The sequence below is a fragment of the Streptomyces sp. NPDC059718 genome (assembly GCF_042733315.1).
In the GTDB taxonomy this organism is placed as follows: domain Bacteria; phylum Actinomycetota; class Actinomycetes; order Streptomycetales; family Streptomycetaceae; genus Actinacidiphila.
This window is the reverse complement of record NZ_JBHWGA010000023.1, coordinates 110,625-137,053: the sequence shown is the minus strand read 5'-3', so window position 1 is coordinate 137,053 and position 26,429 is coordinate 110,625. Positions and strand designations below refer to the sequence as shown.

Sequence of the window (26,429 nt, the reverse complement as noted above, 5' to 3'; positions counted from 1 at the left end):
GGTCTCCCGGCGGGTGACCGCCACGACGGCGACGGGGGCTACGGCCGCGCGGTGACCGGCGGCACGTTGTAGCCGTCGACCCGCAGCTCGGGACGCTTCGACGGCAGCGCCCCGGCGGGCCAGGACAGCGTCACCGTGCGGCTCTCACCGGGGAGCAGCCACAGGTAGTTGTCGCTGTACAGGGTGGGCAGCACCCGGTCGCCGGTACGGGAGTCCAGCAGGGAGAGCCGGACCAGGGCGGCGACCGTGGATCCCCGGTTGCTCAGCCGCGCGGTCAGCCCGTGGCGGTCGCCCGAGAGGTCCGTGTCCGTGACGTCGGCCAGGACCCGGGTCCGTGCGGCCTTGTTGAGCGCCTGCATGTGCTCGGGCTTGCGGTAGCGCCAGTAGACGTTCTCGGACAGCACGCCGCCATGACGGTCCGTCAGTCTCAGCTTCAGCAGGTGGAAGTCCGGCAGGCCGTCCGTCCACGCCACGGTGAACGCCTCCGCCTTCGCGGACGCCGCCACGTCCACCGTGCCGCGACGCTCCGCGGACAGCGGATGGCCTGACAGGTCGAGCAGCCGCGCGGACACCGTCGCACCCTTGAGGGCCGCGGGCGTGTGGTTGACCGCCACGACCTTCCCGGTCACGGGGTCCGCCTGCACGTGGACGGGCTCGGCGGCCTTGCGGACCCCGTAGTAGGCGCCGTTGACGTCGAAGTCGTAGTCGTACGTCTGCCACACCGTGCTGTACCACGCGGGGTGCGACATCCACAGCATCAGGCCGGAGGCGTCGTCCCACAGCCGGCCGTTCCAGGCCTCGAACATGGCGCGGAAGTTCTCGTAGTTGACGAACTGCGCCTTGCGGGAGAAGTCGTCGAGGTCCTCCGCCGTGCCGAGCCGGCCCTCGATGGCCGCGCGGTAGTTCTGCGGGGCCTGGTTGCCGCGGGTGCTCCAGTCGTGGTGGTACCAGACGCCGCCGACCGGCCACTCGGGCTCCTCGCCGGCCATGCGCCGCATGGTCTCGGCCGTCGAGACGACGGGCATGCCGATCTCGGTGTGGAACCCGAAGCTGCCACCGCCGTAGGTCGACGCGGAGTAGTAGCGCTCGGGCTCGACCCAGCCGTAGGGGCCGCCGCCGGAGACGATGCCGCCCGCCGAATTGTTCTGGTAGAGCAGGCCGGGCGCCTCCGCGCGCACCGCGGTGCGCATCCCCTCGTCGATCGGGCCCGGGGGGTTGCCCTCGTTGGCGCCGCACCACACCACGACGCTGGGGTGGATGCGGTAGCGCCGCACGGTGTCCCGCGCCAGGTCCAGGAAGGCCTCGTGGTTCGGCGGGTCCATCGCCCAGGCGTTGGGGAAGTCGTTCCACACCAGCAGGCCGTGTTCGTCGCAACTGGCGTAGAACTCCTCGCGGTTGCTGCTGCCGACCCAGTTCCGGATCATCGTGAAGTTCATGTCGCGGTGCATGCGCACGGCCGCGTCCATGCGCTCCGCGGGCATGCGGCGCAGCAGCTCGTCCCAGCCCCAGTTGCCGCCGCGGGCGAAGACGCGGACGCCGTTGACGCTGATCTTGAGCGGGACGGTGGAGTTGTCGACGGACTTCACGTCGGTCCACTCGTCGCCGTCGTCCGAGACCTGGACGGTGTAGGTCTTGGCGTACGCCTGCTCCCAGGTGATGACGACGCGGTCGAAGCGCACCGCGGAGCCGAGGTCGACCTGGATCCACTGCTCGTCCTCGTACGCCGAGGACCAGCGGGTGCCGGGCTTGCCGTCCACCGCGTTGCCCGGACCGCTGCCGTCGCCCTCGGAGGACGAGGCGGTGGCCTCCTTGCGCAGCGCCAGGTCGGTGCCGGGCGTACCGCTGTCGACCACCGACAGGCCCCACATGGACGAGCCCCAGCTGGTGGCGCGCGAGTGGCAGAGGATCCGCAGGTAGCGGGCCGTGGTCGCGGCGAACTCCACGTCCTGCAGGCTCGCCGAGCCCGAGGTCTGGAAGGGCAGCGGGACCGCGGCGTTGTCGACGGACGCGGCGTCGGTCCAGTCGTCGCCGTCGTCGGAGACCTGGACGGTGTACGTCTCGGCGTACGCCTGCTCCCAGGTGACGACGACGCGGTCGAAGGAGACCGCGGAGCCGAGGTCGACCTGGACCCACTGGTCGTCCTCGAACTTCGACGACCAGCGCGTGCCGGGGTTCCCGTCCGTGACGTTGCCGGGCCGGTTGGACGGGTCGTCGGTGGAGGAGGCGGTGGCGTCCTTGTGCAGGGCGAGGTCGAGATCGGGCACGGTGCCGTCGGCGACCGACAGGGCCCACATCGACGAACCCCAGTCGGTGGCCCGGGTGCGGCACAGGATCCGCACGTAGCGGGCGGTCCGCCGGGTGAACGTCACCGTCTGCGCGTAGGCGTTGGAGCCCGACTGGAAGGTCAGCGGGACGTCGTACTCGTAGCCGAACTGGCGCAGGCCGAAGCGTGTGGTGCGCCGGTCGCTCTCCTGCCCGGCCACGGAGGCGGTGAGGGTGAGCCGGTGCAGCTCCGGCTCACCGTAGCCGTTGGGCCACCACAGCTTCGGGTTCCGCAGGCGCAGCTTCGGGTCCGAGGCCGGGTCGAAGACGACGTCGGTGCTGCCGCCCCCGGGCACGGTGACCGTCCGCTGCACGCGCACGCCGTCGAAGGCGGCGGTGACGGTGACGGACCGGGTGTCCGCGGCGGCGTTGCGGAGCGGGACGACGATGGTCACGTCGGCCGTGCGGGTGTCGGGCAGGTCCGGCAGGACGGTGTCGACGCGGGGGTCGCCGAGGACGGCGTCGCCGGTGGAGCGCAGCCGTACGTGGTTCCAGATGCCGGCGGCCCGGTCGCGCACCGCGGGCATCCAGTCCCAGCCGGAGGAGGCCAGGTAGGTCGGCGAGTTGCGGTTCATCATGTTCGCGCCGGCGTCGACGAAGGCGAGGCCGGCCGGGCCCTTGTCGCCCGGGCTGCCCGGGAACGGCATGGGGCTGATCTTCACCGCGAGGGCCTGCGGGCCCTGCGCCGCCAGCAGCCCGGTCACGTCGTAGGCGGCCCGGGCGAAGGGGAAGGTGAGGGTGCCGGCCTGCTTGCCGTTGAGCCAGACGTCGGCCTCGTGGTTGACCCCGTCGAACTCGAGCCAGACGCGGCGCCCGGACCCGGTGCGCAGGTCCTTGGGCAGGCGGAACTCGCGCCGGTACCACCAGGAGTGGCGGGAGAGGGCCTCGGGGATGTGCAGGTTGGCGAAGCCGGCGACCGGGTCGGGCAGGTGGCCCTCCGCCACGAGCGAGGACAGGACGGTCCCGGGCACGGTGGCCGGCAGCCAGGCGCTGGTGTCCACGGACGGCGCCGACAGTTCCGCGGCGCTGCCGCCCGCCCAGTCGTCCATGGTCAGGTCCCAGCCGGACTCCAGCGGCACGGTGCCGTCGTCGGCGACCTCCAGGGCCGGGGGCGTGCGGTGGTGGGTGCCCCAGTCGGTCCAGCCGGTGGCCTCGGGGCGGTGTCCGCGCGGGGTGCCGTACACCTGGAAGCCGTTGAGGCCCAGCGGGTTGGCGTTGGAGCGCTTGGTGACCGTCATCCGCACCCAGCGTGCGGTGACGGGCTCGGGCAGGGCGATCTCCACGACCCCGCCCTTGCCGTCGTCGGTGCGGTGCGCGACGGTCCACGACTTCCCGTCGCGCGAGGTCTCGATCACGAAGGCGACCGCGCAACTCGACAGGACTTCCTGGCCGGTGGTGTTGTCGCGGGGATTGCCACCGGTCCCGGGCGTGAACGGTGGGTCGTCGACCGTGGCCTCGAAGGTGAGGCGCACCGACCCGACCTCGCACAGGGCCTGGAGGTCGACTGCTATCCACTGGGGGTCGCCGGCGGCGGCCCGCCATCCGGAGCCCCGCACGCCGACCCGGTCGAGGCCGTCGACGGCGAACTCGGCTGGTGTGGGGGCGTAGTCGGTGGAGGACACCGTGACCGGGCGGTACGCGGCGAGTTCGGCCCGGGCACCGGCCGGGTTCGAGGACCGCGCCTGTGCCGTGGCGGCGGCGGGGAAGGCCATGCCGAGCCCGAACCCCGCGAGGAGGGTGGAGCCGGTGGAGAGTACGGCGCGTCGGGAGGGCAGGGAGGACTGGTCCGGCATGAACAACGGCTCCGTTCAGGGATGTTCAATGAGGAGGCGGCCTGGCATCATCGAGGCGATGACAACGTTGCCATCGCGATGACAATGTTGCCGAACATGCACCCGCCGGGAAGGGCCTGTCAAGGTTTTGGGCACGCCGCGTTCCGGGATTCTCCTAAATTAGGAATACATATTGACATGCGTCCGACTTCGCGTCAGAGTCGTTGGTCCGCCCGCGCCGGGGGTCGTTCCGGCGCCGGTCCGGGGCGAGAGGTGTGTCCCGCCGGCCGGGCGCTCGACGACGGCGCGGCTGCCCTGTTCGCCGACGGCGGGCTCACGGAGGTCGTCGCGGAACGACCGGGTCCGACCCTGCACCGGGTGGAGCCCGGGAGCGGTGGCGCGGTGCGCGAGACGGCACTGCCCGCACGCCTGCTGACGTGAGGTCCGGTCAGGAACCGGGCGGGTTGCCGGTTTCCTCTTCGGGCCGGTCAGTCCTCTTCGGGGCGGTCGGGGCGGACGGCGATGTGGTCGGGTTCGAGTTCGAGCATGACGCGGTTGCGGATGTCGAGGGCGTGGGTGTAGTCGCGGGGGAGTTGGAGGCGGCCGGAGCGGTCGACGGTGGCGTATTCGCTGGCGTGGACGGTGGTGCGGCCTTCGTCGTCGACGCTGGTGCGGCGGACGACTTCGGAGGCGGTGCGGCCGTCGCGGATGGCGACGGTGCGGTCGACCGCGGTGGCCACGGCCTGGTCGTGGGTGACGACGACGATGGTGGTGCCGAGCTGTTCGTTGGCGGTGCGGAACGCTGCGAAGACCTGTTCGCCGGTGGCGGAGTCGAGCTGGCCGGTGGGTTCGTCGGCCAGGACCAGGGAGGGGTGGTTGGCCAGGGCGACGGCGATGGCGGTGCGTTGTTGTTCGCCGCCGGACATCTGCTGGGGTCGGCGGTCGGCGCAGTAGCCGACGCCCATCATCTCGAGCAGTTCGGTGGCGCGGTCGGTGCGGGCTTTGCGGCCCTTGACGCGGCCGGCGAGGCGCATGGGCAGCACGACGTTCTGCAGGGCGGTCAGGTAGGGCAGCAGGTTGCGTGAGGTCTGCTGCCACACAAAGCCGACGACCTCGCGCTGGTAGCGCAGGCGGGCGCCTGCGTCGAGTGCGAGCAGGTCGAAGCCGGCGACCGAGGCGGCGCCGGCGGTGGGGGTGTCCAGCCCGGCAAGGATGTTGAGCAGGGTGGACTTGCCGCTGCCCGAGGCGCCGACCAGGGCCATCAGTTCGCCTTGCTGCACCAGCAGGTCCAGTCCCTGCAGGGCCTGGACCTCCACGCCCTGGGCGGTGAAGATCCGCACCAGCCGGTCGCAGACGATCAACGCGTCGTGCCCGTAGGCGGGCTGCTCCCGGCTCTCGGCGACGCGTCGCTCCAGCTCCGCCAGCGTCGCACCGCTCCGTGCCGCCGTCCCCGGTGTGTCGTGGCTCATTCCCGTTCCCCCATCCGCAGTTCCGTTCCCTCTCCGTGTCGCCCGGTCAGCCACGCCTGCCCCGCCAGCACCGCGCAGGCCAGCACCACCAGCGCGGCCGACGGCAGCAGCAGCGACAGCGGGTCCGTGCGCAGCACCGTCCCGGACACGCCGGTCACCGGCGCGGCCGCGGAGAAGGCGAGCGCGGTCAGATCCACCCCCTGACGCAGCAGCGGGACCGTGGCCAGGCTGACCAGGATGCCGCCGAGGGCGCCCAGCAGCACCTGCGGCAGCGTCTCCAGCACCGCCAGCCACTGACGTTGACGCCCGGTCATGCCCATCGTCCGCAGCCGCGCCAGCAACACCTTGCGCTGCGGCGTGTGCACCATCAGGGAGAGCAGCAGGGCCAGCACGCTGTAGCCCGCGCCCGCCGCCACGGCTGCCAGGTACACCCGCCGGGCGCCGGTCTGGAGCGCCGAGGAGGTGAACGACGCGCGTTCCTCGGAGCGGAGGGCCACCGTCAGGTCCGCCGAGGCGGCGCGCGCGGCGGCGTTCAGCGCCCGCCCGTCCAGTCGCGGCCCCGTCACGTAGAGCGCGGTCGCGGCCTGGACGGGGGAGCGGGCGGTCTCGGGGTGCGTGCGGGCCAGGCCGGCCGCGGAGACGACGACGAACTCGCCGCCCAGGACGGCGGGCGTCACGTCGCGCACCGCGGCCGTGCGCACCGGGGTCGCCCCGGCGAAGGCCTGCACGGACACGGTCGCCCTGCCGAACTCCCGTGCCAGCGCGGGGGAGACGATCGCGGGGAGCGGTCCGCTGCCGTCGCCCTCCAGTGTCGCGGCGGGGAAGGGGGTGCCGATGCCCGTGGCGGCCACCAGGGCGGCGTAGCGTGCCGGATCGACGACGACCAGGTCGTAGGAGGTGCCGGCCGGCGCCGTCGAGAGACCCGTCTCGATCCTCACGGGCGAGGTGCCGAGGACGCCGTGCACCCGCCGGACCCGCGCGTCCAGCCCCTCCGGGAGCGTGGTGAGGGACTCGATCCGGGCGTCGCCGCCGACCGCGCGCGTGGCGGCGCGGTCGCGGCCGCTCTCGACGCCGGTGAGGACCGAGCCGCCGAACGACGTCACGGCCAGCGCCACCAGCACGGCCACCAGCGGCAGCGCCGTGGCGGAGGGCGTACGGCCGGCCCGGGCCAGCCCCAGGTACAGCACCGTGCCCCGCATCCGGGCCGCGGGCCGGGAGAGCAGCCGCAACGGCAGCGGGTACAGCCGGAGCAGGACCAGTGCCCCGATCACGGCGACCAGCACCGGTGCCGCGGCGGTGAGCACGTCCGCGCCGCCGTCCGCCGTGCCCCGGCGCCGCAGCGCCACGACCGCGCCGGTCACGACGACCGCCGCCGTCAGCTCCGCCACCGCCCGGCGGCGTGAGGGCCGGGCCTGCACGAGATCGTCGCGCCGCTCCGGGCCCACCCGGCGGACGAGCGCCACCGCCCGCACCGGCAGCGCCGGAACGGCGACCGCCGCCACCAGCACCCCGGCGAGCAGGGAGGCGGCGGAGCGTTCGGCCGGCACCAGCAGCAGCGCGAGCAGCACCCCGGCCGCCGTGCACGGGACGACCACGACGGCGCTCTCCGTCAGCAGCCGGGCGCACAGACCCGTCAGGCTGCTTCCGCGCGCCCGCAGCAGCCGCAGCTCGGTACGGCGACGGGTCGCCGACAGGCCGCCCGCCATCAGCAGCACGATTCCTGCCACGGCGCCCACGCCCACCGTCGCGATCAGCACCAGTGGCGCGGCGGCCTCCCGCTCCCGTACGAACGGCCCCAGCAGCGCGGCGAGTCCGTCCTGATCCACGGTGACCGCCTGGCTTCCGGTCAGGATGCGCAGCTGGGTGGAGTCCGGTCCGCCCGTCAGCGACGCCAGCCGGTCGCGCAGCGCGGGCACGTCGTGGGCGCTCAACGCACCGACGTCGGCGGGGTGGTGCCAGTACAGGCGGGCGCCCTCCGGCAGGTCGAGCACCACGCCGCCGGCGTCCTGGCCGATGAGCGCGGTGAAGTGCCAGTAGTGCTCCGGATCCTCACCCGGCGGGCCGGGGACGGTGACCAGGGTCGGGGCGAGCAGGTCCTGCTCGGCGTTCCAGAAGGCCTCGCCGGGCGAGCGGGGTTCGACGGTCCCGGTGATCCGCACGGTCAGCCCGGCCCCGGTCGTGTCCAGCAGGTGGACCGCGGATCCCGCGCGCAGGCCCATCACCTTCGCGGTCCGTGCGGTGACCACCGCCTCCACCTCGCGCTCCCCGGCGGTGGAGGCCGGCATGCGTCCGGCGACGAGCCGGGAGCGGGCGGCGAGGCCCGGCTGCGAGATGAGCGTCGCCCGCGGATCGCGGTCCCTGGTCGGCCGGGGGAGGCCGGGATCGGTCGCCGCCGCCGCCTCGGCGTTGCGCACCCCGTACACCGTCTGCGCGGTGTCCAGGGCCAGCGGCGGCCGCACCACACTCCGGAACATGTCCTCGGTCCTGGCGAGTTCCCTCGCCTGGAACGGCGAACCGCCCCCGCCTCGCACCCCGGAGAACGACAGGTCCAAGGTGGCGGTGACGCTGCGGTCGGTCAGGGAGGCCCGCCGGAGGGTGTCCCGCAGCGCGGTGTCCTCGTACGCCTCGACGGTGCGGGGCAGCGCCGCCGCGAGGAACGCGGTCGCCAGCACCAGGGCGGCCAGCGCCAGCGCCCCACCCGGAGCGGCGCGCAGGCGGGCACCGGTCCACGAGGCCGGCCGGGCGGTACGTACGTCGGTCACGTCACTCCCCTCCCTGCCGGCGCAGCGCGCGGACCGGATCGGCCGTACGCAACGCCGCCACCGCCACCGCCAGCAGCGGCAGCATCGCCACCGCGGCCAGCAGCTCCAGCAACGGCACGGCGGGCAACTCCACCCGCACCTCGGGCACCGGGCTGTCCGCGCGTGCCGTCAGCACGATCAACGGCACGATCGACCGGGTCAGCGCCCCGCCCAGCAGCGCCCCGACCCCCACGGCGGTCAGCACCAGCAGCCCCTGCTCCGCCGCGATCACCCGGGCCAGCGCCTTCCGCGGCGTGCCCAGCGCCCGCAGCAGCGCGAACTCCTCCGAGCGCTCCCGTACCGCTCCCGCCGCCGCGACCGCGAAACCCACCGCCGCCAGCACCGCGGCCGCCACCACCGCCGCCGGCAGGGCCGACAACGGACCCGCGCCCAGCGGGTCACGCCGCAACTGCGCCCGCGCCTCGTCACGGACCACGATCGTGGCGGCGTCCCCCCGGGCGCGCAGGGCCGAGGCCACACGGGGCGCTCCGGCCGGGCCGGCGGCGAGCCACCACTCGGTGGGCTCCAGCCCGCGCTGGTCCTGGAGGACCAGGGCGCGGTTCAGGCTCGCCAGGTCCAGCAGGACGGCGCCGCCGCCGGTGCCCGTGGAGCCTTCCCGCCCGGTGGTGGGCAGTGCGTGGAGCGACCCCGTGATGCGCAGGGACAGCCGTGTGCCCTCCAGTTCGACCGGGACGGTACTGCCGGGCTTCGCGTCGACGGCGCTCAGGAAGGCGTCGGTGACGACCGCGGGCAGCACCGTCGGCGGCCGCGGCCCCGCCCGCAGGGTGAGGGAGGCTCCGTCGGCGCCGTTGGGGATGTCCCGCTGGAAGGGTTCCTCGCCCGTGTCGTAGCGGACGGTCAGCGGGGTGTCCGCGGCGGAGCGCGGCTCGCCGGTGCGTGAGGGGCGGTAGCCGAGGCCGGGGGCCTCGGGGAAGTCGGGGTTGTCGATCTGCGTGCGGGCGGACCAGGCCGTCGTGGTGGGGGAGGGCACCTCGCGTGTGCCGTCGCCGGTGGTCACCGCGCGTACGTCGGTGACGGTCAGGCTGTGCCGCTCGTTCCGCCGGGGCACCAGGTACTCGGCCCGGAGCCCGGTCAGACGCAGCGGCCCGGCGGGGCCCGCGCCGCGCGCCCGGCCCGTGACGGCCGCGAAGTCGGCCTCCAGCACGTGCCGTTCGCCGTCGGCCCGGACCTCGCCGAGGGAGAGCGTGTACGGGACGCCGTACCGGTCGGTCAGCGTCACGAACAGCTGCTCGGTCACCGTGCCGGCGACGGTGCGGTCCCCGGCCCCCAGCGACCGGAGACGGACCGTCAGGCGGAGCCGGTCCGTGCCGTCGGGCAGGACGAATCCGGCGCTGCGGGCAGCCGGGCCGCCGTCCGCCCGCAGGGGTCGCACCAGGTCCGCGAGGGGCTCGTCGGACAGGTCGTCACGCAGCCGCAGGACACGGGCGGCCGAGGTGGTGTCCACGGCCAGGACGGTCGCGTCGCGGTCGCGCGGCAGGGACACGGTGGCGCGGCCGGCGGGGGTGACGGCCGCGATGCCGGGTACGTCGTCGTAGACGCCGCCCTGCCCGAACGCGGGCGTGGCGGAGCCGGACACGCGCAGGTCGGCGCCGACCGCGAAGTCCGCCTGGTCGTCCTGGGACCGGGTCCAGGTGCTGTTCTCGCCGATCGCGAACATGCTGATCGACACGGCGAAGACCAGCAGCAGGGCGGGCCCGGCCCCGCGGCCCGGGCGGCGTGCCAGCTGCCAGCCCACCAGGGACGCCGGCAGCCCGCGGGCCTTCGCCGCGCGGCGCTCGCCGAGCCGGGCCGCCAGCGGCAGCAGCCGCAGTGCCAGCACCGCACCCGCCAGCAGGCACAGCGCGGGCGCCCCCACCAGGACCGGATCCAGACCCAGCCGTCCGGAGGTGTCGGTGCTGAGCGTCCCACTGCCCGCCTCGCGGCGGGACAACTGCCAGAACGCCAGACCGGCCACGAGCACCAGGCCCGCGTCCGCACCCGCCTGCACGCCGGCGGGCAACGACCGCCGGCGCCGCCGCGCCGTGTACTCCTGCGTGTACGTCCCCGTGCGCCGCAGTACGGGCCCGACGATGGCGAGACCGCAGGCCAGCGCGGTGAGCGCGGCCACCCACCAGGCCGTCAGCGGCGAGGGCTCCAGCCGTACCCCCGCCCGCGCCAGCGCCCCGTGACCGGCGAGCAGCCGCACCAGCCGGCCGGAGAGCAGCGGGGCCAGCACCACGGCCGGTACGGTCAGCAGCAGGGCCTCGGCCGTGGCGAAACCGGTCATCTGGGCGCGCGAGCCGCCGCGGGCCCGCAACTGCGCGGTCTCGGCGGAGCGTTCCTCCGCGAGCAGTCCGGCGACCAGGAGCAGGGAGAGACCGGCCAGCAGCATCAGCTGCAGAACGCTGATCAGCAGGGTCGACCGGCTCACCAGCAGGGTTCCGCGCAACTCTCCGAGCAGATCCGGGAGTTCGCTGCTCGCCACGACGGAGTTCGCGGCCTGCAGGGTGCCCAGCCGCTGCACCGTCCGCTGGACGCTCCCGCTGACGTCGTCGGCGCGGGCCGTGGTCATCGCGGCGAAGTCCCCCTGCGCCTGCCAGGCCATCTCCACCGCGGGGACCCCGCCGGGGCCGAAGGCCCCCGGGACGGTGACCATCGGCCCGTACGTGGTGAAGGAGAGCGTCCGCACGCCGCGGCCGCCCAGCGGGTCGAGCCGCCAGTACAGGGCATATCGATCGACCGGCCGGTATGTCCCCGTCACGCGGACCCGCAGCGTGCCGTGGCGCAGCCGGTCGGTCAGGGTGAGCACCTGCCCGGTGCGCACCTTCAGCGCTTCCGCGGCCGCCTCGGGCAGCGCCACCGGGACCGGTCCGCCGGCCGGCGGGGCACCGGGGAAGGTGCCCTCGGTCATGGTCACCCGCGCCCGGTCCAGCGTCGACAGCACCGTCAGGTCCGGGTCCCCGGTGCGCGGGGCACCGCGTGGCCGCAGCGCCATCGGCAGCCCGTACGGGCCGGAACGGGTGACCCCGGTGACGGACACCGGCAGGCCGTCGTAGGCGCCGGCGACCGTGGCGCGCACGGCCCCGTCCGCCGCGCCCGGGTCCTTGCCGTCGACGTCGGCGGTGATCCCGACCAGTGTCCGTGCCGCCGACTGCTCCTGCAGCGCGCGCCGCAGACCGGCGTCCCCCACGGCCGAGCTGAACGCGGCGAGCGCGGCGACCGCGCAAGTGGTGAGGAGCACGGAGAGCAGGGCGGCGCCGAGGAGCAGACGATGTGCGCGCAGACGCAGGAACACGAACCCCGGCACCATGCCCCCCGTTCTCGATGGCCCGTGCAATGAGATTGGCACAGACTACGCCCACCCGGCCCCGGGGCTAAGGGCCCGGCCGTCACCGGTTCCGGGCGCAACACACCAGGCCCCGGCCGCCGTTGAGGGGCAGGCGGAACGGCGCCTCCCGGCCGCGGGCGGGAGGCGCCGTGGCCGGCGTCGCTCAGCGGGCGCTGTGCTGGGCGCGTTGGTAGAGCGGCCCGGTGACGGCGGAGGTGAACTGCGGGCCCACCAGGTGCCGTGTGCAGCCCGGGGCCGGATCCCAGGGGTCGCAGGTGTTGCCCGCGGCGTCGAGCCGGCTGCCCTCGGAGTTGTCGCCGACGACGGTGCCCAGACCGGACTCCGGGTCGAGACCGGCTATCCGCGGGCCCCCGCTGGAGCCGCCGCCCATGATGCACTCGGTCCCCCACAGCCCCTTCGCCGCGGGGTACTCGGGGGTGCCGACGACCTGCTCGGCCCGTCCGGTGCAGTAGGCGAGCCGCTCGCCGGTGTACTCGGGAAGGCCCTCACGCTCCGGGTCCGAGGCCGCGCGGGGGTAACCGAACTGGTGGACCCTCCGGTCGCCGGGCCGGTCGAAGCCGATCCTCTGCGCCGCGCCGACCGCGGCCTGGACGGTCCGGCCCCGCGCGTCCGTGTCGAGGACCACGAACGCCTGGTCGTAGGCGCCGTAGACCTCACCGTGCTGCTGGTCGTTCTCCAGCCAGGTCGGGGCGACGACCCCCAGCCGGCCGGTGAACTTCCCGTAGGGCGCCCGCCCGTCGCGGTAGCCGGGCACGAACAGCACGTTCCGCGTCCACTGGTTGTCCTCGCCGATGAGGTCGGTGTTGTTCACGCAGTGCCCCGCGGTGACCACGGTGCTGCCGTTGGCGCTGTCGACGACGGTGGCGGTGCAACTGGAGTCCTCGCCGTGGTCGGTGAAGAACAGCCGGCCCACCGTACGGCCGAGGGCGCTCGGCCCCGTCCACGGGGCGCCGTCGGGACCGCCCTTGGGCGGGTTGCCCGACGAGGGCTGGGTCAGCGCCGCGATCCGCTCCGGCGTCCAGTAGTCGAGGACCGCCTGCCGCTCGGCCCGGGTGACCGCCTGGTCATGGACGGCCACGGCGGTCGTGGACGGCTGGACGGCGCCGGCGGCCGCGGCCTCCGGGGCCGTGACGAGCACGGCCGCGGCGACGAGGACGGCCGCCAGAAGCGGCCGGCGGAGGTGCGCGGAAGGGGGTACCTGACGTGACGGCATGCTGCTCCTCGGGACGTCGATCGCACTGCCCGCAGGCCGCGTGCCGGTGACACGGGCCTGCGGGCAGAAGGACGTGCGATACAGACGTCCGGGAGGGGCAGTCGGTTGGGACCGATCGCGGGCGCCTCCCGGCGGCCGCGGCTCAGACCTTCGGCTGGGTGAAGCGGATGCTGTTGCCGAAGGGGTCGCGCAGGCCGCAGTCGATCCCGTACGGGCGCTCGGTCGGCTCCTCGGTGAACTCCACGCCCAGGTCCCGGAGCGTCTCGTACGTCTTGCGGCAGTCGTCGGTGCTGAAGATCAGGTGGCCGCCCGTGGCGCCCTTGGCGACCAGCTCGCGGACCTGCTGCGCGGTCTCCTCGGACATCGCCGGCGGGCCCGGCTTCTCCAGCAGGATCTGGCGCTCCGGGTGGCCGGGGACGTTCACCGTGAGCCAGCGCATGAAGCCCAGGTCGACGTCCGCGTTCACCTCCAGGCCGAGCTTGCCGACGTAGAAGTCGAGGGCCTCGTCCTGGTCCAGGACGTAGATCTGCGAGTGCGTGATGGCGTTGAACATGTGCATCACGCTACTGGCCGGGCCGGACGAAAACTTATCCAAAACTGCTCACCCCGCTCGGCCCGCGATCAGGCACGCGGCCGCATCCACGCCTTCGCGAAGCACGTCGGCACGTCCACGGCCGTCGCCTGCTTGCGGTACGCCCGCGGCGACGTGCCCACGATGTCGCGGAAGGTGCGGCTGAAGGTCCCCGGGCTGCCGAAGCCGACCTCGAAGCAGATGTCCGTCACGCTGCGGTCGCTCTCCCGCAGCAGGAACATCGCCCGCTCCACGCGGCGGCGCTGCAGGTAGCGGTGCGGCGTCTCCCCGAAGGTGGCCCGGAAGGTGCGGGTGAAGTGCGCCTGTGACACATGGGCGATCCGCGCCAGCGCCGGCACGTCCAGTGGCTGCGCGTACGCACGGTCCATCGCGTCCCGTGCCCGGAGCATCCGGCGGTTGGTCTCTTCTGCGGCGCGGCTCACGGAGCCCATGAGACCACAGGCCTCCGCCGGCCCCGGCCCCCGGACCGGGCCGGGGCCGGACACCCTCACTGCCCGCCGGCCGGTGCGCCGCCCATCATCCGCAGCATCCGCCGGCCGTCCGTGCCGAGGAAGCGGGCCAGCAGCACGGCGGCGAGCGCGAGGAAGGCGATGTTGAGCCAGGTGGTGTAGTCCCAGTGGACGCCGCCGCCGGGGACGTGGGCGCTCGACCGGTCGGGGATCAGACCGAGCGCGCCGAAGAGCACCTCGACGACGTAGCCGGCGACCGCCATGGCGACGTAGAAGGTCCACAGGACCAGCAGGGCCGTGCGGCGGCCGTAGTACTTCCGGTAGATGTTGAGGATCGGCAGGATCAGCAGGTCGGCGAAGATGAACGACACCACGCCGCCGAAGCTGATCCCCCCGGTCCACAGGACCACCGCGAGGGGCACGTTGCCGACCGAGCAGACGAACGAGGCCATGGCGACGAGCGGCCCGATCAGCGGGCCCCACAGCTTCGCCGCGAGCGGATGCCCCTCGAAGAAGAAGGCCTGCCAGAAGGAGTCCGGCACCCAGGCGGCGACGGCACCGGCGATGAGCAGGCCGAGCACGAGGTCGCGCAGGATCGCCGCCCACTCCATCACGAAGACGTGCGACGTGGCGGTGAAGCCCTCGGGGGACAGCAGGCGCCGCAGGAACGGGCCCTCGCGGCGCACGGACATGTCCATCGCCGCGTGCCCCTCCATCGACCCGGCGAGCCCGCGGTCGGCCTGGGCACGGGCCTCCCGCAGCAGGTCCGGCCGGAGCAGGCGCCGGAAGAGCAGCGCGAGGACGACGATCATGACCGGCCCGCCGACGAACTCCGCCACCGTGAACTGCCAGCCCATGAGCAGGGCCAGCAGGACGCCGAGTTCGACCACGAGGTTGGTGGAGGCGATCTCGAAGGCCATCGCCGCCGTGAAGCTCGCGCCCTTGCGGAAGAGCGAGCGGGCGAGGGCGACGGCGGCGTAGGAGCAGGACGAGGACGCCGCGCCCAGGCCCGCGGCGATCACCAGCGTCCGGGGCCGGTCGTCGCCGAGCAGGCCGATGACGCCCTGCTTGCGGGCCACGGCCTGGACGACCGCGGACAGTGCGAAACCGAGGATCAGCGCCCAGGTGATGTCCCAGGTCATGGCGCCCGCGATGGACAGGGCGTGGAGGACGGCGTCCACGCGGTCAGACCGCGACCGGGGCCGGTTCGCAATACTCCATCAGGTGCGCCGCGGTGTCCGGGGCGAAGAGCGCGGCGGCGGCCGGGGAGGGGGTGCGGCGCGGGCGGCGCGGACGGGTGAGGCCGTCCAGGACGTCGATCAGCGTCCATGGATCGGTGGCGAAGCGGGTCAGACCGAGCGCCGTCATCTGGTGCGCCCCGGCCTTGCCGTGGCCCGGGATGGGGCGGTAGCCGACGACGGGCAGTCCCATGGCCAGTGCTTCGAGCGCGGTCTGCCCCGCGGCGTTGTCCACCAGCGCGTCCGCCGCGCTCATCAGCGCGGGCATGTCCCGCTCCCAGCCCAGCGCGAGCGTCCCGGGGACGCGGGAGAGCCGGGCCCGCAGCCGCCGGTTCTCGCCGCACAGCGCCACCGGCAGGAAACCGGCCCGCGCGAGCAGGGCGGCGGTGTCCGCCAGGTGCGTGCCGGCGCCCCAGGCACCCGCGGAGAGCAGGACGACCGGCCGGTCCGGCGCCCGGGAACGGAACACCCGGTGCCAGGGCCCGGCGTCCGGGGCGGGCGCCAGGAAGCGGGACGCGACCAGGGGACCGGTCGCGGCGGCCGGGCGGCCGGTGGCCTCCCGCACCCGGCGGGCGGCGCTTTCGGTGAGGCAGCAGTACAGGTCGTTGCCGGGGTGGAGCCATTGGCTGTGCACGTCGAAGTCCGTGACCACCACCGCGCTGGGCACCGCAAGCGTTCCGCGGGCCCGCATCCCGCCGGTGAGCTGCGCCGCCAGGTGGAACACCGGGACGACCAGCCCGGGCCGCTCGCGCCGGACGAGGTCGGCGAGCCCGCGCTCGGCGAGTCCGGCCAGCCCGGCCGGGCCGGGCGTGCGGCGTGACCCGCCGGGGCGCAGGAACGTCGCGTAGATGCCCGCGTAGAGCAGCGGGAGGTGCAGGACCGTGGCGCGGTAGAAGGCGCGCAGCGCCGCGCCGGCGTGCGCGGGGAGGAGCTCCAGCACGTCGGCCCTGCGGGCCTGCCCGCCGCGGGCGGTGAGCCGTGCGACGAGCTCGTCGGCGACGGCGTCGTGTCCGGCGCCCATGGCGGCGCTGAGCACGAGGAAACGCCGGGGTGCACGGCCCGCCCGCCCGGTGTGCGTCACCGCGACACCACGTCCCGCCGGGAGGGAACGGGCGGCGCTGCTGCGGGCACATCCGGCACGTGATCACCTCGTACACCAGTTGCGGACTACTCGGGTCTAACCGATTTGCCCCGTCTTGAAACGAACCGCCCCGCATCACGGGGCGACCCCTGCCTCCTGCTTCCCGGCCGGGTCGTCCACAGAGCCGGTCCGGCGATCGGGCGGTTTACTGAGACCGGAGGGGGACGCGCCCCGGGGGAGCCGCACCGGCCATCCCGGGCGGCAGCTGCAGCGGCAGGGACGGAAAGCAGCGGCAGGGACAGAAAGCGATGCCATGACCTCTCACCCTCCCCAAGCGGTCTCCGGCGGCAAGGCGGTACGCGGCAAGCCCGTGCGCGGCCCGGCGGACCCGGTTGGCGGACCGGCCCCGGTCGCGCTGGTGACCGGGGCGTCCTCGGGCATCGGCGCGGCGGTCGCCGACCGCCTCGCCGCCGAGGGATGGCGGTTGCTGGTCAGCGGCCGCGACCACCGGCGTCTGCGGGCGGTCGCGGAGCGGACCTCCGGGACCGCGCTCCCCGCCGACCTGGAGGACCCCGGGGGAACCGGGCGGCTGGTGCGCGACGCCGCGCGCGTGACGGGCGGCCGGGTCGACCTGCTGGTGGCCGGGGCGGGCATCGGCTGGGCCGGTCCCTTCGCCTCGATGCCGCAGGCGGTCATCGAGCGGATCTTCATGGTGGACGTCGTCGCGGCGATGGAGCTGGTCCGCCGGGTGCTCCCGGGCATGCTGGCCCGGGACAGCGGCCACATCGTGCTGATCGGCTCCTTCGCGGGCAGCGTCGGGGTCCGCGACGAGGCCGTGTACTCCGCGGCCAAGGCGGCGCTCGGCGCCTTCGCCGACTCGCTCCGCTACGAGCTGGCCGGCAGCGGGGTGCGCATCACCCATGTCATCCCGGGCGTCGTCGACACCCCCTTCTTCGCGACGCGGGGCGTGGCGTACACCCGTTCCCGGCCCCGCCCGATGCCCGCCGAGCGGGTCGCCCGGGTGGTGACCGACGCGGTCCGCAAGGGACGGGACGAGGTGTACGTCCCCCGCTGGCTGCGGATCCCGGTCGCCGTGCGCGGCGTCCTGCCCTGGGTCTACCGGCGTCTCGCGGGCAAGTACGGATGACGCGGTGCCCGTCCTGACCGTCGTGCTGGCACTGCTGGCGGCCCTCGCCAACGGCGCGGCCTCCGCTTTGCAGCGGCGCGCCGCCCTGCAGCAGGAGGAGGAAGAGGGCGCGGGGCACGGTCTGCGCGGGCGGCTGCGGCACCTGCTGCGACTGGTCCGGCGCCCGTTCTGGGCGGCCGGGATGGCGGCGCTCGCGGTCTCCGGGGTCCTGCAGGCCAGTGCCCTGGCGGTGGGGCAACTGTCGGTGGTGCAGCCGCTCATGGCCACCGAGCTGTTGTTCACCCTGATGGCGGGGAGCCTGGCGTTCTCCCGGCGGCCCGACGCCGGGACCTGGGTGTGGTTCCTGGCGCTGGCCGGGGGGCTGGCCCTGTTCCTCGGTGCCGCGACGCCGTCCGGCGGGCAGGCGCAGGCCCTGCCGGGCACCTGGCCGCGCGCCGGTGTGCCGCTGGCGCTGCTGGTGCTCGTCCTGTGGCTCGTCGGGCGGGCGCTGAGCGGCGGTGCGCGGGCCTGCGTCCTGGGGTGCGCCACGGCCGCCTGCTTCGCCTGCACGGCGGCGCTGATCAAGGACGTCACGGGTCGCATCCCCGAGGGCCTGCCGCGGGTGTTCACCTCCTGGCAGCTGTACGCGGTGGGCGCGGTCGGCCTGCTGAGCCTGCTGCTGCTCCAGGTCACCCTGCGGGCCGGCAGCCTCGCGGCGTCCCAGCCGGCGCTCACCATCGGGGACGCGGTGGTGAGCGTGGCGCTGGGCTGGGTGCTCTTCGGGGAACGGATCGCGCTCGGGGCGCACGTCGTGCCCGAGGCGGCCGGCGTCGCCCTGATGGCCGCCGGAGCCGTCGGCCTGTCGCGCTCGCCCGCCGTGGCCGGCGGCTGGGACGTGCCGCGCGGGAAGCGTCCGGGCACCCCGGAGAACCGTCACCGTACCGTCCACGGGGGGCCGGGATGAGGCGCGGCGGCGACGTCCGGCGGGCGGTGCTGGCGGGGGGCGTCCTGGCGGCCGGCCACATCGTCCCGGCCGCCACCTGGCTGCCCGGGCTGCGCCGCCGGGCCTTCCCCGCCCTGGCCGGCCTCGGACGCCCCGACCACGTGGCCCTCACCTTCGACGACGGGCCCGATCCGGTCTCCACCCCGCGCTTCCTGGACGCCCTCGACGAACTCTCGGTCCGGGCCACCTTCTTCGTCCTGGGCGCGCGGGTGGGCGCCCACCCACGGATCGTGCGTGAGGCCGTCCGGCGCGGCCACGAGATCGCCGTCCACGGCTGGACCCACGACCGCCCGTGGCTGCCCGGTCCCGCGCGCGACCGGGCCGACCTGGCCCGCGCCGTCCGGGCGGTCCGCGACGCCTGCGGCGCCGCGCCGGTCTGGTACCGCCCTCCGTACGGCATCCTCACCGGAGGGCGCTGGGCGGCGGCCGCGTGCACCGGCCTGACACCGGTCCTGTGGAGCGCCTGGGGCCGCGACTGGACGACCGGCGCCACCGGGGAGTCCGTACTGGCGACCCTCCGGCCCGATCTGCGCGCGGGCGCCACCGTCCTGCTCCACGACAGCGACCACGCCTCCGCCCCGGGTTCCTGGCGCGCCACCCTCGCGGCCCTTCCCACCCTGGTCACGGCATGCCGCGACGCCGGTCTGACGGTCGGTCCCCTCGTGGAGCACGGCGTCGGCGCGGGCGTTTGACGGTCGACCGGAGCCGACGGACACTCGATTGATAGGTGCCCGATACATTTCACCGAGAGTGACAACCGCGCCGCGGAGCCGGCCAGGGCCAACCCGATCCGTGACGTCGCGAACGACGGACGGGCACAGCGAGAGCCCGGAGGCATACGCATGTGCGGAATCGCCGGATGGATCTCGTTCCGCAGGGACCTGGGGAACGAGCAGGAAACAGTCGACGCGATGACCGAGACGATGGCCTGCCGTGGGCCTGACGACCGCGGCACGTGGGTCGACGGACCCGCCGCGCTCGGACACCGCAGGCTCGCGATCATCGACCTGCCGGGCGGCCGGCAGCCGATGAGCGCCGAGGCGCCCGAGGGCGGCGCGGTGGCGATGGTGTACTCGGGTGAGGCCTACAACTTCACCGAACTGCGCAGGGAACTGACCGTGCGCGGCCACCGCTTCACCACCACCTCCGACACCGAGGTGGTGCTGCGCGGCTACCTGGAGTGGGGGGAGGGCGTCGCGGAACGGCTCAACGGCATGTACGCCTTCGCCATCTGGGACAGCCGCGAGCAGAAGCTCGTCATGATCCGCGACCGGATGGGGATCAAGCCGTTCTACTACTACCCGACCGACGACGGCGTGCTGTTCGGGTCCGAGCCCAAGGCGATCCTGGCCAATCCGCTCGTCCCCCGCCGCGTCACCCTGGACGGGCTGCGGGAGCTCTTCGCCTTCGTCAAGACGCCCGGTCACGCGATCTGGGACGGCATGCGCGAGGTCGAGCCCGGCACCGTCGTCACCGTCGGGCGGGGTGGCATCCGCACCCACGTCTACTGGTCGCTGCGGACCGAGCCGCACACCGACGACAAGGAGACCTCGATCGCGCGCGTGCGCGAGCTGCTCGAGGACATCGTGCGGCGGCAGCTCGTCTCCGACGTGCCGCGCTGCACCCTGCTCTCCGGCGGTCTGGACTCCTCGGCGATGACGGCGATCGCGGCGCGGCAACTCGCCGACCAGGGCGAGAAGGTGCGCAGCTTCGCGGTCGACTTCGTCGGCCAGACCGAGCACTTCGTCCCCGACAGCCTGCGCGGGACGCCCGACACCCCGTTCGTCCACGACGTCGCCGAACTCTGCGGGACCGAGCACCAGGACATCGTCCTCGACTCCGACCAGCTCGCCGATCCGGACGTGCGGGCCAGGGTGATCCGCGCCCGTGACATCCCGGCCGGGCTCGGCGACATGGACTCCTCCCTCTACCTGCTGTTCAAGGCCATCCGGCAGCACTCCACCGTCGCGCTTTCCGGCGAGTCGGCCGATGAGGTCTTCGGCGGCTACCGCCAGTTCTTCGACGAGGAGGCCCGCAGGGCCGACACCTTCCCCTGGCTGGTGCGGTTCACGACGGAGTTCGGCGACGACGGCAACATCCTCAACGACCAGGTGGCCAAGTCCCTGGACCTGGAGGGCTACGTCCACGACGGCTACCGCCGCGCGGTCGCCGGCGTCGAACGCCTCGACGGCGAGAGCGACTTCGAGTACCGGATGCGCGTCATCAGCAACCTCCACCTCACCCGCTTCGTGCGCATCCTCCTCGACCGCAAGGACCGGGCGAGCATGGCCAACGGGCTGGAGGTCAGGGTCCCGTTCTGCGACCACCGCCTGGTCCAGTACGTCTACAACGCGCCCTGGTCGCTGAAGTCCTTCGACGGCAGGGAGAAGAGCCTGCTGCGCGAGGCCACCGCGGACGTGCTGCCCCGCTCGGTCTACGACCGGGTGAAGAGCCCGTACCCCTCCACCCAGGACCCCGGGTACTTCGTCGCGCTGCAGGAGAACGCCAAGGACCTGCTGGCCAAGCCCGCGCACCCGGTGTTCGACCTGGTCAGCCGGACCTGGCTGGAGGACGCGGTCAGGACCGACACCCCGGTCAGCACGCACGCCGCCCGGCACGGCCTGGAACGCGCCCTCGACCTGGCGCTGTGGATGGACCTGTACTCGCCCACGATCGGGATCCCCTGACCCGACGGAGACCACGCGAGGGGGCGGACGATGGCGGCGGTCGGTGAGGAAGACGCCCTGGACTTCGTGGTGTCCCTGCACCGCCTGGTGCGGCTGCTGCGCCGCGCCCGCCCCGAGCCGAGGGTCCAGCCGACCCCGCTCATCGTCCTCGCCCTGCTGAACCAGTACGGTCCCTCGCGCGTCGGCGTCCTCGCCGAGCGGGCCGCCTGCACCCAGCCCACGATCACCGCCGCGGTGACGCAACTGGAGACGGCCGGGCTGGTCCGCCGCGAACCCGACCCGGCCGACGGCCGTGCCACACGGGTGGTCATGACCGCGCCGGGCCGGCGGGAGCTCGTGCGGATGGCCCGCGGCGAGGCCGAGGCCCTCGCCGTGCGCCTGGGCACCCTGCCGCCGGAGGACGTGCGCAAGGTCCTCGACGCGGGCCGTCTGCTGCGGCGTCTGACGGACCGCGACTGACACCCGGACGGCACGGACATCGGGCGGTCCGGCCGTCTACCGGCACGACGTGCAGCGCCTGGTCGACTCCGTCGGCCAGGTCCTCGCCGCCCACACCTCGCTGGAGGCGTTCCGGAGCTGGTTCGCGACCCTCGCCGACGACGTCCGCGTCAGGCACGGGCTCGGCGAGGCCCTGCACGGCGCGGCGGCCCAGGACACCGTCGACCACGGGGCGTACGCCCCCGTGATGAGGGCCGTCGGCACGCTCCTGCCCGCCTGCGAGGCGGACGGCGGCGTCCGCCCCGGGCTCGCCCCGGAGGACGTGCTGCTGATGGGCTTCCTCTGGCGCGGCGCCCGGCCACGCCGACCGGGACCTCGTGGTCGTGGAGGGGGCTGCCGTGATCGACCCGCTGTGGTGGGTCTACGTCGGCGAGGGGTCGTGGCTCACGGCACGCCGCCGGCACGTCGGCTTCGTCAACGGCGACAGCTGTGCCCTGGTCGCGGTGGAGCGGGACGGGCCGGACCGCGTCCGCGTGACCCTGGACGCCGGCAAGGGCGACGAGGTCCACGTGATCCGGCTCTCCCCGGCCGACGGCAGGCCCGACCGCACGGTGAACCGGGGCTGACGCGCCCGCACCTCAGGCCCGTTGCCGGGTCGCCTGCCCCACGGGGGACAGCGCCGTGCGCAGCTGCCTCCGCCCGGAGACGCCGAGCTTGGTGAAGACGTTGCCGAGGTGCCACTCCACCGTGCGCGGACTGATGAACAACTGGGCGGCGATCTCGGCGTTGGTGTGTCCCTCCCTGGCCAGGGCCGCGATCTGCGCCTCCTGGCCGGTCAGCCGGTTCGCGGTGTCGACCGTCCGCTTGCGTACGGTCTCACCGGTCGCCAGCAGCTCGCGGAGGGCGCGCTCGGCGAAGCCGTCGGCCTTGAGCCTGCTGAACACCTCGTGGGCGGCGCGCAGTTGGTCGCGGGCCTCCTGGCGGCGGTTCCGGCGGCGCAGCCACTCCCCGTACAGCAGGCGGGCGCGGGCGAGATGGACGGCGATACGGCAGCGGCCGAGGTGTTCGACCGCCTCCCGGTAGAACGCCTCGGCGCGGTCGTCGTCGCTCAGCAGAGCACGTGCGCAGGCCTCCATGCCCAGTGCCCACTCGGTGCCGCTGGCGCGGGTGCGCTCGGAGAGCCGCTCCATCGCGGTGGCGGCCGCCTCCGGCCGTCCGCTGCTGACGGCCGCCTCGACGATCTCGAACAGGGTCCACCCGAGGAAGCCCAGGTCCTCGTACCGGCACGCGCGCGTCGCCGCCTCCAGCGCGGCGTCGTAGCGGCCGAGTCCGTTGTAGAGCACGGCGGTCGAGTACTCGGCGAGGCCGAGGGCGCGGCCCTCGCCGCGCTCGCCGACCTCCCGGATGTGGTGCTCGATCAGGTCCAGCGCCCGGGACTCCTGCGCACGCCAGGCGGCGAGCAGCAGCGAGGTGTACATCATCGGCACGCTGCCCGTCGCCTCCGAGATCGCGGTCGCCTCGTCGATCAGGGCCTCCGCGGTGTCGAACTCACCGGCGTGCACGTGGAAGCACGCCTGGTAGCTGAGCGCCATCGGGAGCACGGCGAGCGCTCCGCCCGCGCGGGCGATGCCCACCGCGCCGGAGGCCAGTTCGTGCCACGCCTCGTCGTCCCAGAGCTCCAACGCGAGGGGTTCGGGCGTCACCGGGCAGGCCAGCCAGAGCCAGCGCCGGTCGCCGTCCGCGCGGACGGTGCCGGAGCGCAGGTCCTGGCGGACGCGGTCCAGCGCGTCCCTGAGGGCGTCCACACTCGTGCCGAAGCCGTCGAGGACCAGGGCGGCCACGCTGTCCAGGAGCACGTCGAGGGTCCGTGGCACCGGGGGCTCGGGTGCCGCGCGGGCCTCCTCCGCGACCTCGCGCAGCCCGGGCCCCTCACTGAGTCCGCCCGCGAAGATCGCCGCGCCGACCGCCTCGAGCAGGGTGTCCCGGGCCAGGGCGGCGTCGAGCGGCTCCAGCCGACGCGCCGCGTCGAGCAGCAGCCGGGGCGCGACGCTCCCGCGCACCTGCGAGAACTCCAGGCGGGCCCGCAGCCGTTCCAGCCGGGCGCGCTGCAGGTCGTCGAGCGGGCCTGCCTCGGCGGTCGCCAGCAGGGTGCGCGCCCGGTCCACCCCGCCCGCGTCGATGGCCGCCTGGGCGGCGGCCAACGCGCGGCCGGCGCGGCGCGCGGGATCGGGGGTGAGTTCGGACGCCTGGCGCAGGAACGCGGCAGCGGCGGCGGCCCCTCCCCGGCCCTGCGCCCGGCACGCCGAACGCTCCAGGTCGAAGGCGACGCTCTCGTCGGGCCGCGCGGCGGCGTGGGCGCGGTGCCAGGCCCGGCGATCGGGGTCCAGTCCGGGATCGGTGGCCTCGGCCAGCGCGTGGTGCGCCGCCCGGCGTTCGGGTGCCGGCGCCCGCTGGTAGACGGCCGAGCGCGCCAGGGGGTGCGGGAAGCGCACCTTGGCGCCGAACTCGACCAGCTCCGAGGCCTCGGCCGGTCCCGCGGCGTCCGCCGGTATCCCCTGCACGGCGGCCGCACGCCACAGCAGCTCCACGTCGCCGGTCGGCTCGGCCGCCGCGGTCAGCAGCAGCCGTCGGCAGTGCCGCGGCAGTGACAGGAACCGCTGGTGGAACGCACTCTCCACGTGTCCCGCCGCCGGACGCCTGCCGGGGAGCCAGAAGCCGCCCGCCAGCTCGGACGGGGTGAGCGTGCTCGGCAGGTGCAGCAGGACCATCGGGTTGCCGTGGGCCTCGGCGACGATCCGGTCCCGCACGAGCGGATCGAGCGGTACCCGGACGGCAGAGGCCAGCAGGGCGCGCGCGTCGGGTTCGCTGAGGCCCGCCACGGCCAGCGCGGGGAGTCCGGCCAGTTCCCCGTCGTCGTCGGGCTCGCGTACGGCCAGGACCATCGCCACCGCTTCGGCCATCAACCGCCTGGCGACGAAGGCCAGCACTTGCCGGGACCCGTCGTCGAGCCACTGCGCGTCGTCGACGAAGCACGCCAGCGGGCGCTCCTCCGCGGCGCCTGCCAGCAGGCTCAGTACGGCCAGGCCCACCAGGAACCGGTTGGGCGCCGGGCCTTCGCACAGCCCGAAGGCGACGGACAGGGCGTCCCGCTGGGGTGCGGGCAGCTCACCGAGCCGGCCCAGCAGGGGAGCGCAGAGCTGGTGGAGGCTGGCGAACGGCAGCTCCATCTCGGACTCGACGCCCGCGATGACGGCGGTGCAGAAGCCGGTGGCCCGGGCTGCCGTGTGGTCGAGGAGCGCGGTCTTGCCGATCCCCGGCTCGCCGCGTACGACCAGCACGGCACTGGTGCCCGCCCGTGCCGCGGCCAGCACCCGCTCCAACGCGGCCAGCTCCCGGTCCCGGCCCCGCAGCCCCAGCTGTGCGTCGATGGCGGGCACGCCCATGGGTCGATCTTCCTGATCTCCTGTGCGACGTGCTCATTTTAGTGCATTCGGGTGATTCGGGTGTCTTGCTCCGAGGTGTGGCCCCCGGGGGATGACCGCCGTGCCCGGGGTGCGGCCCCGGGGCGATCCCCGGGGTTTCCCCTGGGGCGATGCCTGCCGCATCCGCGTCACTTTGGCGTAGCCGGCGACGCAGGGTCGCCGCAGACAACGAGGAGAGACCAGATGTCCTTCACTCCGCAGACCCCGGAGATCCGTCCGTTCACGTTCGAGTTCTCCGATGCGGAACTCGCGGACCTGCGCGCACGCATCGAGGCGACGCGCTTCCCCGAGAAGGAGACCGTCGGCGACCAGTCCCAGGGCACCCAGCTCGCCACCGTCAAGGAGCTCGCCCGCTACTGGGCGACGGAGTACGACTGGCGCAAGGTCGAGGCGAAGCTGAAGGCCCTGCCGCACTTCGTCACCGAGATCGACGGGCTGGACATCCACTTCATCCACGTGCGCTCCAAGCACGCGGACGCGCTGCCGGTGATCGTGACGCACGGCTGGCCGGGCTCGATCGTCGAGCAGCTGAAGATCGTCGAGCCGCTCACCGACCCGACGGCCCACGGCGGCGACGCCTCCGACGCCTTCCACGTGGTGATCCCCTCGATGCCGGGCTACGGCTTCTCCGGCAAGCCCACCGCCAAGGGCTGGGGCCCGGAGCGCATAGCCGCCGCCTGGGGCGAGCTGATGAAGCGCCTGGGCTACACCAAGTACGTGGCGCAGGGCGGCGACTGGGGTGCGGTCGTCACGGACCTCATGGGCGTGCAGGAGCCCGAGGGCCTGGTGGGCATCCACACCAACATGCCGAAGGTGATCCCGCCGGCGATCGAGGAGGCGATCGTGGCCGGCAACCCGCTGCCGTCCGACGTCGTCCTCGCCAACGACGAGGAGAAGGCCGCGGTCGAGCAGCTCGACTTCGTGTACCGGCACGTCTACTACGCGTACATGATGGGCTCGCGCCCGCAGTCGCTGACCGCCCTGGCGGACTCCCCGGTGGGCCTGGCGGCCTTCCTGCTCGACCACGACAAGGCCAGCCTGGAGCTGATCACCCGGTCCTTCAACGGCGTGAGCGAGGGTCTGACCCGCGACGACGTCCTGGACAACATCACGCTGTTCTGGCTGACCAACACGGGGGTCTCCGCGGCGCGCCTGTACGGGGAGAACACGACACCGTTCTTCGGCGCGAAGGGCGTCAAGCTCCCCGTCGCCGTCAGCGTCTTCCCCGACGAGCTGTACCAGGCCCCCCGGAGCTGGGCCGAGCAGGCCTACCCGAACCTGGTCCACTACAACCGGCTCCCCAAGGGCGGGCACTTCGCCGCCTGGGAGCAGCCGGAGCTGTTCGTGAACGAGGTCCGCACGGGCTTCCGCCCGATGCGCTAGGCGGCCCCGGGGTTGCGGGATCCC

The 26,429-nt window shown here is 74.2% G+C and carries 18 protein-coding genes; 8 read left to right on the top strand and 10 right to left on the bottom strand.

Translation table 11 applies throughout. The features are described from left to right. Nucleotides 1–38: 38 nt before the first annotated feature. Nucleotides 39–4,115 (bottom strand): discoidin domain-containing protein, encoded by a 4,077-nt coding sequence (locus ACFV3E_RS25555; protein WP_500536762.1) that lies wholly within the window; start codon nucleotides 4,113–4,115, stop codon nucleotides 39–41. A 252-nt stretch (nucleotides 4,116–4,367) separates the two neighbouring features. Between ACFV3E_RS25555 and ACFV3E_RS25550 the strand changes: the two genes are divergently transcribed. Continuing rightward, nucleotides 4,368–4,535, top strand: coding sequence for a hypothetical protein (locus ACFV3E_RS25550; RefSeq protein ID WP_500536761.1), 168 nt, complete (start codon nucleotides 4,368–4,370; stop codon nucleotides 4,533–4,535). A gap of 47 nt (nucleotides 4,536–4,582) precedes the next feature. Here the strand turns inward: ACFV3E_RS25550 and ACFV3E_RS25545 are convergent, their stop codons facing one another. The 8 genes from ACFV3E_RS25545 to ACFV3E_RS25510 form a co-directional block, all read right to left on the bottom strand. Further along, a complete protein-coding gene (locus ACFV3E_RS25545) occupies nucleotides 4,583–5,563 on the bottom strand; it encodes an ATP-binding cassette domain-containing protein (RefSeq protein ID WP_500536760.1) in 981 nt (326 codons plus the stop codon). Then, a complete protein-coding gene (locus tag ACFV3E_RS25540; protein WP_500536759.1) occupies nucleotides 5,560–8,325 on the bottom strand; it encodes an FtsX-like permease family protein in 2,766 nt (921 codons plus the stop codon). Before ACFV3E_RS25540 ends, ACFV3E_RS25545 begins: the two co-directional genes overlap by 4 nt. A 1-nt stretch (nucleotide 8,326) precedes the next feature. Then, nucleotides 8,327–11,659: an FtsX-like permease family protein gene (locus ACFV3E_RS25535; protein WP_500536758.1), complete on the bottom strand. Its 3,333-nt coding sequence runs from the start codon at nucleotides 11,657–11,659 to the stop codon at nucleotides 8,327–8,329. Nucleotides 11,660–11,855: 196 nt separating this feature from the next. Continuing rightward, the gene (locus ACFV3E_RS25530; protein WP_500536757.1) at nucleotides 11,856–12,926 is read right to left on the bottom strand and encodes a trypsin-like serine peptidase; all 1,071 of its coding nucleotides are present in this window, start codon (nucleotides 12,924–12,926) and stop codon (nucleotides 11,856–11,858) included. 142 nt (nucleotides 12,927–13,068) lie between these two features. Next, the gene (locus ACFV3E_RS25525) at nucleotides 13,069–13,479 is read right to left on the bottom strand and encodes a VOC family protein (protein ID WP_500536756.1); all 411 of its coding nucleotides are present in this window, start codon (nucleotides 13,477–13,479) and stop codon (nucleotides 13,069–13,071) included. A gap of 68 nt (nucleotides 13,480–13,547) precedes the next feature. Further along, nucleotides 13,548–13,949 (bottom strand): helix-turn-helix domain-containing protein, encoded by a 402-nt coding sequence (locus tag ACFV3E_RS25520; protein ID WP_500536755.1) that lies wholly within the window; start codon nucleotides 13,947–13,949, stop codon nucleotides 13,548–13,550. Between the two features lie 56 nt (nucleotides 13,950–14,005). Then, nucleotides 14,006–15,148: a permease gene (locus ACFV3E_RS25515; protein ID WP_500536754.1), complete on the bottom strand. Its 1,143-nt coding sequence runs from the start codon at nucleotides 15,146–15,148 to the stop codon at nucleotides 14,006–14,008. A 4-nt stretch (nucleotides 15,149–15,152) separates the two neighbouring features. Then, the gene (locus tag ACFV3E_RS25510) at nucleotides 15,153–16,286 is read right to left on the bottom strand and encodes an MGDG synthase family glycosyltransferase (RefSeq protein ID WP_500536753.1); all 1,134 of its coding nucleotides are present in this window, start codon (nucleotides 16,284–16,286) and stop codon (nucleotides 15,153–15,155) included. Between the two features lie 313 nt (nucleotides 16,287–16,599). On the opposite strand from ACFV3E_RS25510, the gene ACFV3E_RS25505 reads away from it, so the two are divergent. The 6 genes from ACFV3E_RS25505 to ACFV3E_RS25480 all read left to right on the top strand — a co-directional run bounded on the left by ACFV3E_RS25505 (nucleotide 16,600) and on the right by ACFV3E_RS25480 (nucleotide 22,166). Beyond that, the gene (locus ACFV3E_RS25505) at nucleotides 16,600–17,433 is read left to right on the top strand and encodes an SDR family NAD(P)-dependent oxidoreductase (RefSeq protein WP_500536752.1); all 834 of its coding nucleotides are present in this window, start codon (nucleotides 16,600–16,602) and stop codon (nucleotides 17,431–17,433) included. Nucleotides 17,434–17,437: 4 nt separating this feature from the next. Next, nucleotides 17,438–18,376, top strand: coding sequence for a DMT family transporter (locus tag ACFV3E_RS25500; protein WP_500536751.1), 939 nt, complete (start codon nucleotides 17,438–17,440; stop codon nucleotides 18,374–18,376). After that, on the top strand, nucleotides 18,373–19,107 hold the full coding sequence (locus ACFV3E_RS25495; protein ID WP_500536750.1) for a polysaccharide deacetylase family protein: 735 nt from the start codon (nucleotides 18,373–18,375) through the stop codon (nucleotides 19,105–19,107). The genes ACFV3E_RS25500 and ACFV3E_RS25495 overlap by 4 nt, the downstream gene beginning before the upstream one ends. Before the next feature lie 150 nt (nucleotides 19,108–19,257). Beyond that, nucleotides 19,258–21,102 (top strand): asparagine synthase (glutamine-hydrolyzing), encoded by a 1,845-nt coding sequence (gene asnB, locus ACFV3E_RS25490; RefSeq protein WP_500536749.1) that lies wholly within the window; start codon nucleotides 19,258–19,260, stop codon nucleotides 21,100–21,102. A gap of 30 nt (nucleotides 21,103–21,132) precedes the next feature. Then, complete coding sequence (locus ACFV3E_RS25485) at nucleotides 21,133–21,561, top strand: MarR family winged helix-turn-helix transcriptional regulator (RefSeq protein ID WP_500536748.1); 429 nt, start codon at nucleotides 21,133–21,135, stop codon at nucleotides 21,559–21,561. A gap of 377 nt (nucleotides 21,562–21,938) precedes the next feature. Beyond that, nucleotides 21,939–22,166, top strand: coding sequence for a hypothetical protein (locus ACFV3E_RS25480; RefSeq protein ID WP_500536747.1), 228 nt, complete (start codon nucleotides 21,939–21,941; stop codon nucleotides 22,164–22,166). Between the two features lie 12 nt (nucleotides 22,167–22,178). Here the strand turns inward: ACFV3E_RS25480 and ACFV3E_RS25475 are convergent, their stop codons facing one another. Beyond that, nucleotides 22,179–24,983 (bottom strand): helix-turn-helix transcriptional regulator, encoded by a 2,805-nt coding sequence (locus ACFV3E_RS25475; protein WP_500536746.1) that lies wholly within the window; start codon nucleotides 24,981–24,983, stop codon nucleotides 22,179–22,181. 222 nt (nucleotides 24,984–25,205) lie between these two features. Between ACFV3E_RS25475 and ACFV3E_RS25470 the strand changes: the two genes are divergently transcribed. Continuing rightward, on the top strand, nucleotides 25,206–26,405 hold the full coding sequence (locus ACFV3E_RS25470) for an epoxide hydrolase family protein (protein ID WP_500536745.1): 1,200 nt from the start codon (nucleotides 25,206–25,208) through the stop codon (nucleotides 26,403–26,405). Nucleotides 26,406–26,429 lie beyond the last annotated feature (24 nt).

Bases quoted from the DNA above. Each gene is read 5' to 3' on its own strand.
- ACFV3E_RS25485 (WP_500536748.1), top strand. From the start codon at position 21,133: ATGGCGGCGGTCGGTGAGGAAGACGCCCTGGACTTCGTGGTGTCCCTG.
- ACFV3E_RS25495 (WP_500536750.1), top strand. From the start codon at position 18,373: ATGAGGCGCGGCGGCGACGTCCGGCGGGCGGTGCTGGCGGGGGGCGTC.
- ACFV3E_RS25520 (WP_500536755.1), bottom strand. From the start codon at position 13,949: ATGGGCTCCGTGAGCCGCGCCGCAGAAGAGACCAACCGCCGGATGCTC.
- ACFV3E_RS25555 (WP_500536762.1), bottom strand. From the start codon at position 4,115: ATGCCGGACCAGTCCTCCCTGCCCTCCCGACGCGCCGTACTCTCCACC.
- ACFV3E_RS25525 (WP_500536756.1), bottom strand. From the start codon at position 13,479: ATGTTCAACGCCATCACGCACTCGCAGATCTACGTCCTGGACCAGGAC.
- ACFV3E_RS25530 (WP_500536757.1), bottom strand. From the start codon at position 12,926: ATGCCGTCACGTCAGGTACCCCCTTCCGCGCACCTCCGCCGGCCGCTT.
- ACFV3E_RS25470 (WP_500536745.1), top strand. From the start codon at position 25,206: ATGTCCTTCACTCCGCAGACCCCGGAGATCCGTCCGTTCACGTTCGAG.
- ACFV3E_RS25505 (WP_500536752.1), top strand. From the start codon at position 16,600: ATGACCTCTCACCCTCCCCAAGCGGTCTCCGGCGGCAAGGCGGTACGC.
- ACFV3E_RS25545 (WP_500536760.1), bottom strand. From the start codon at position 5,563: ATGAGCCACGACACACCGGGGACGGCGGCACGGAGCGGTGCGACGCTG.
- ACFV3E_RS25475 (WP_500536746.1), bottom strand. From the start codon at position 24,983: ATGGGCGTGCCCGCCATCGACGCACAGCTGGGGCTGCGGGGCCGGGAC.
- asnB (WP_500536749.1), top strand. From the start codon at position 19,258: ATGTGCGGAATCGCCGGATGGATCTCGTTCCGCAGGGACCTGGGGAAC.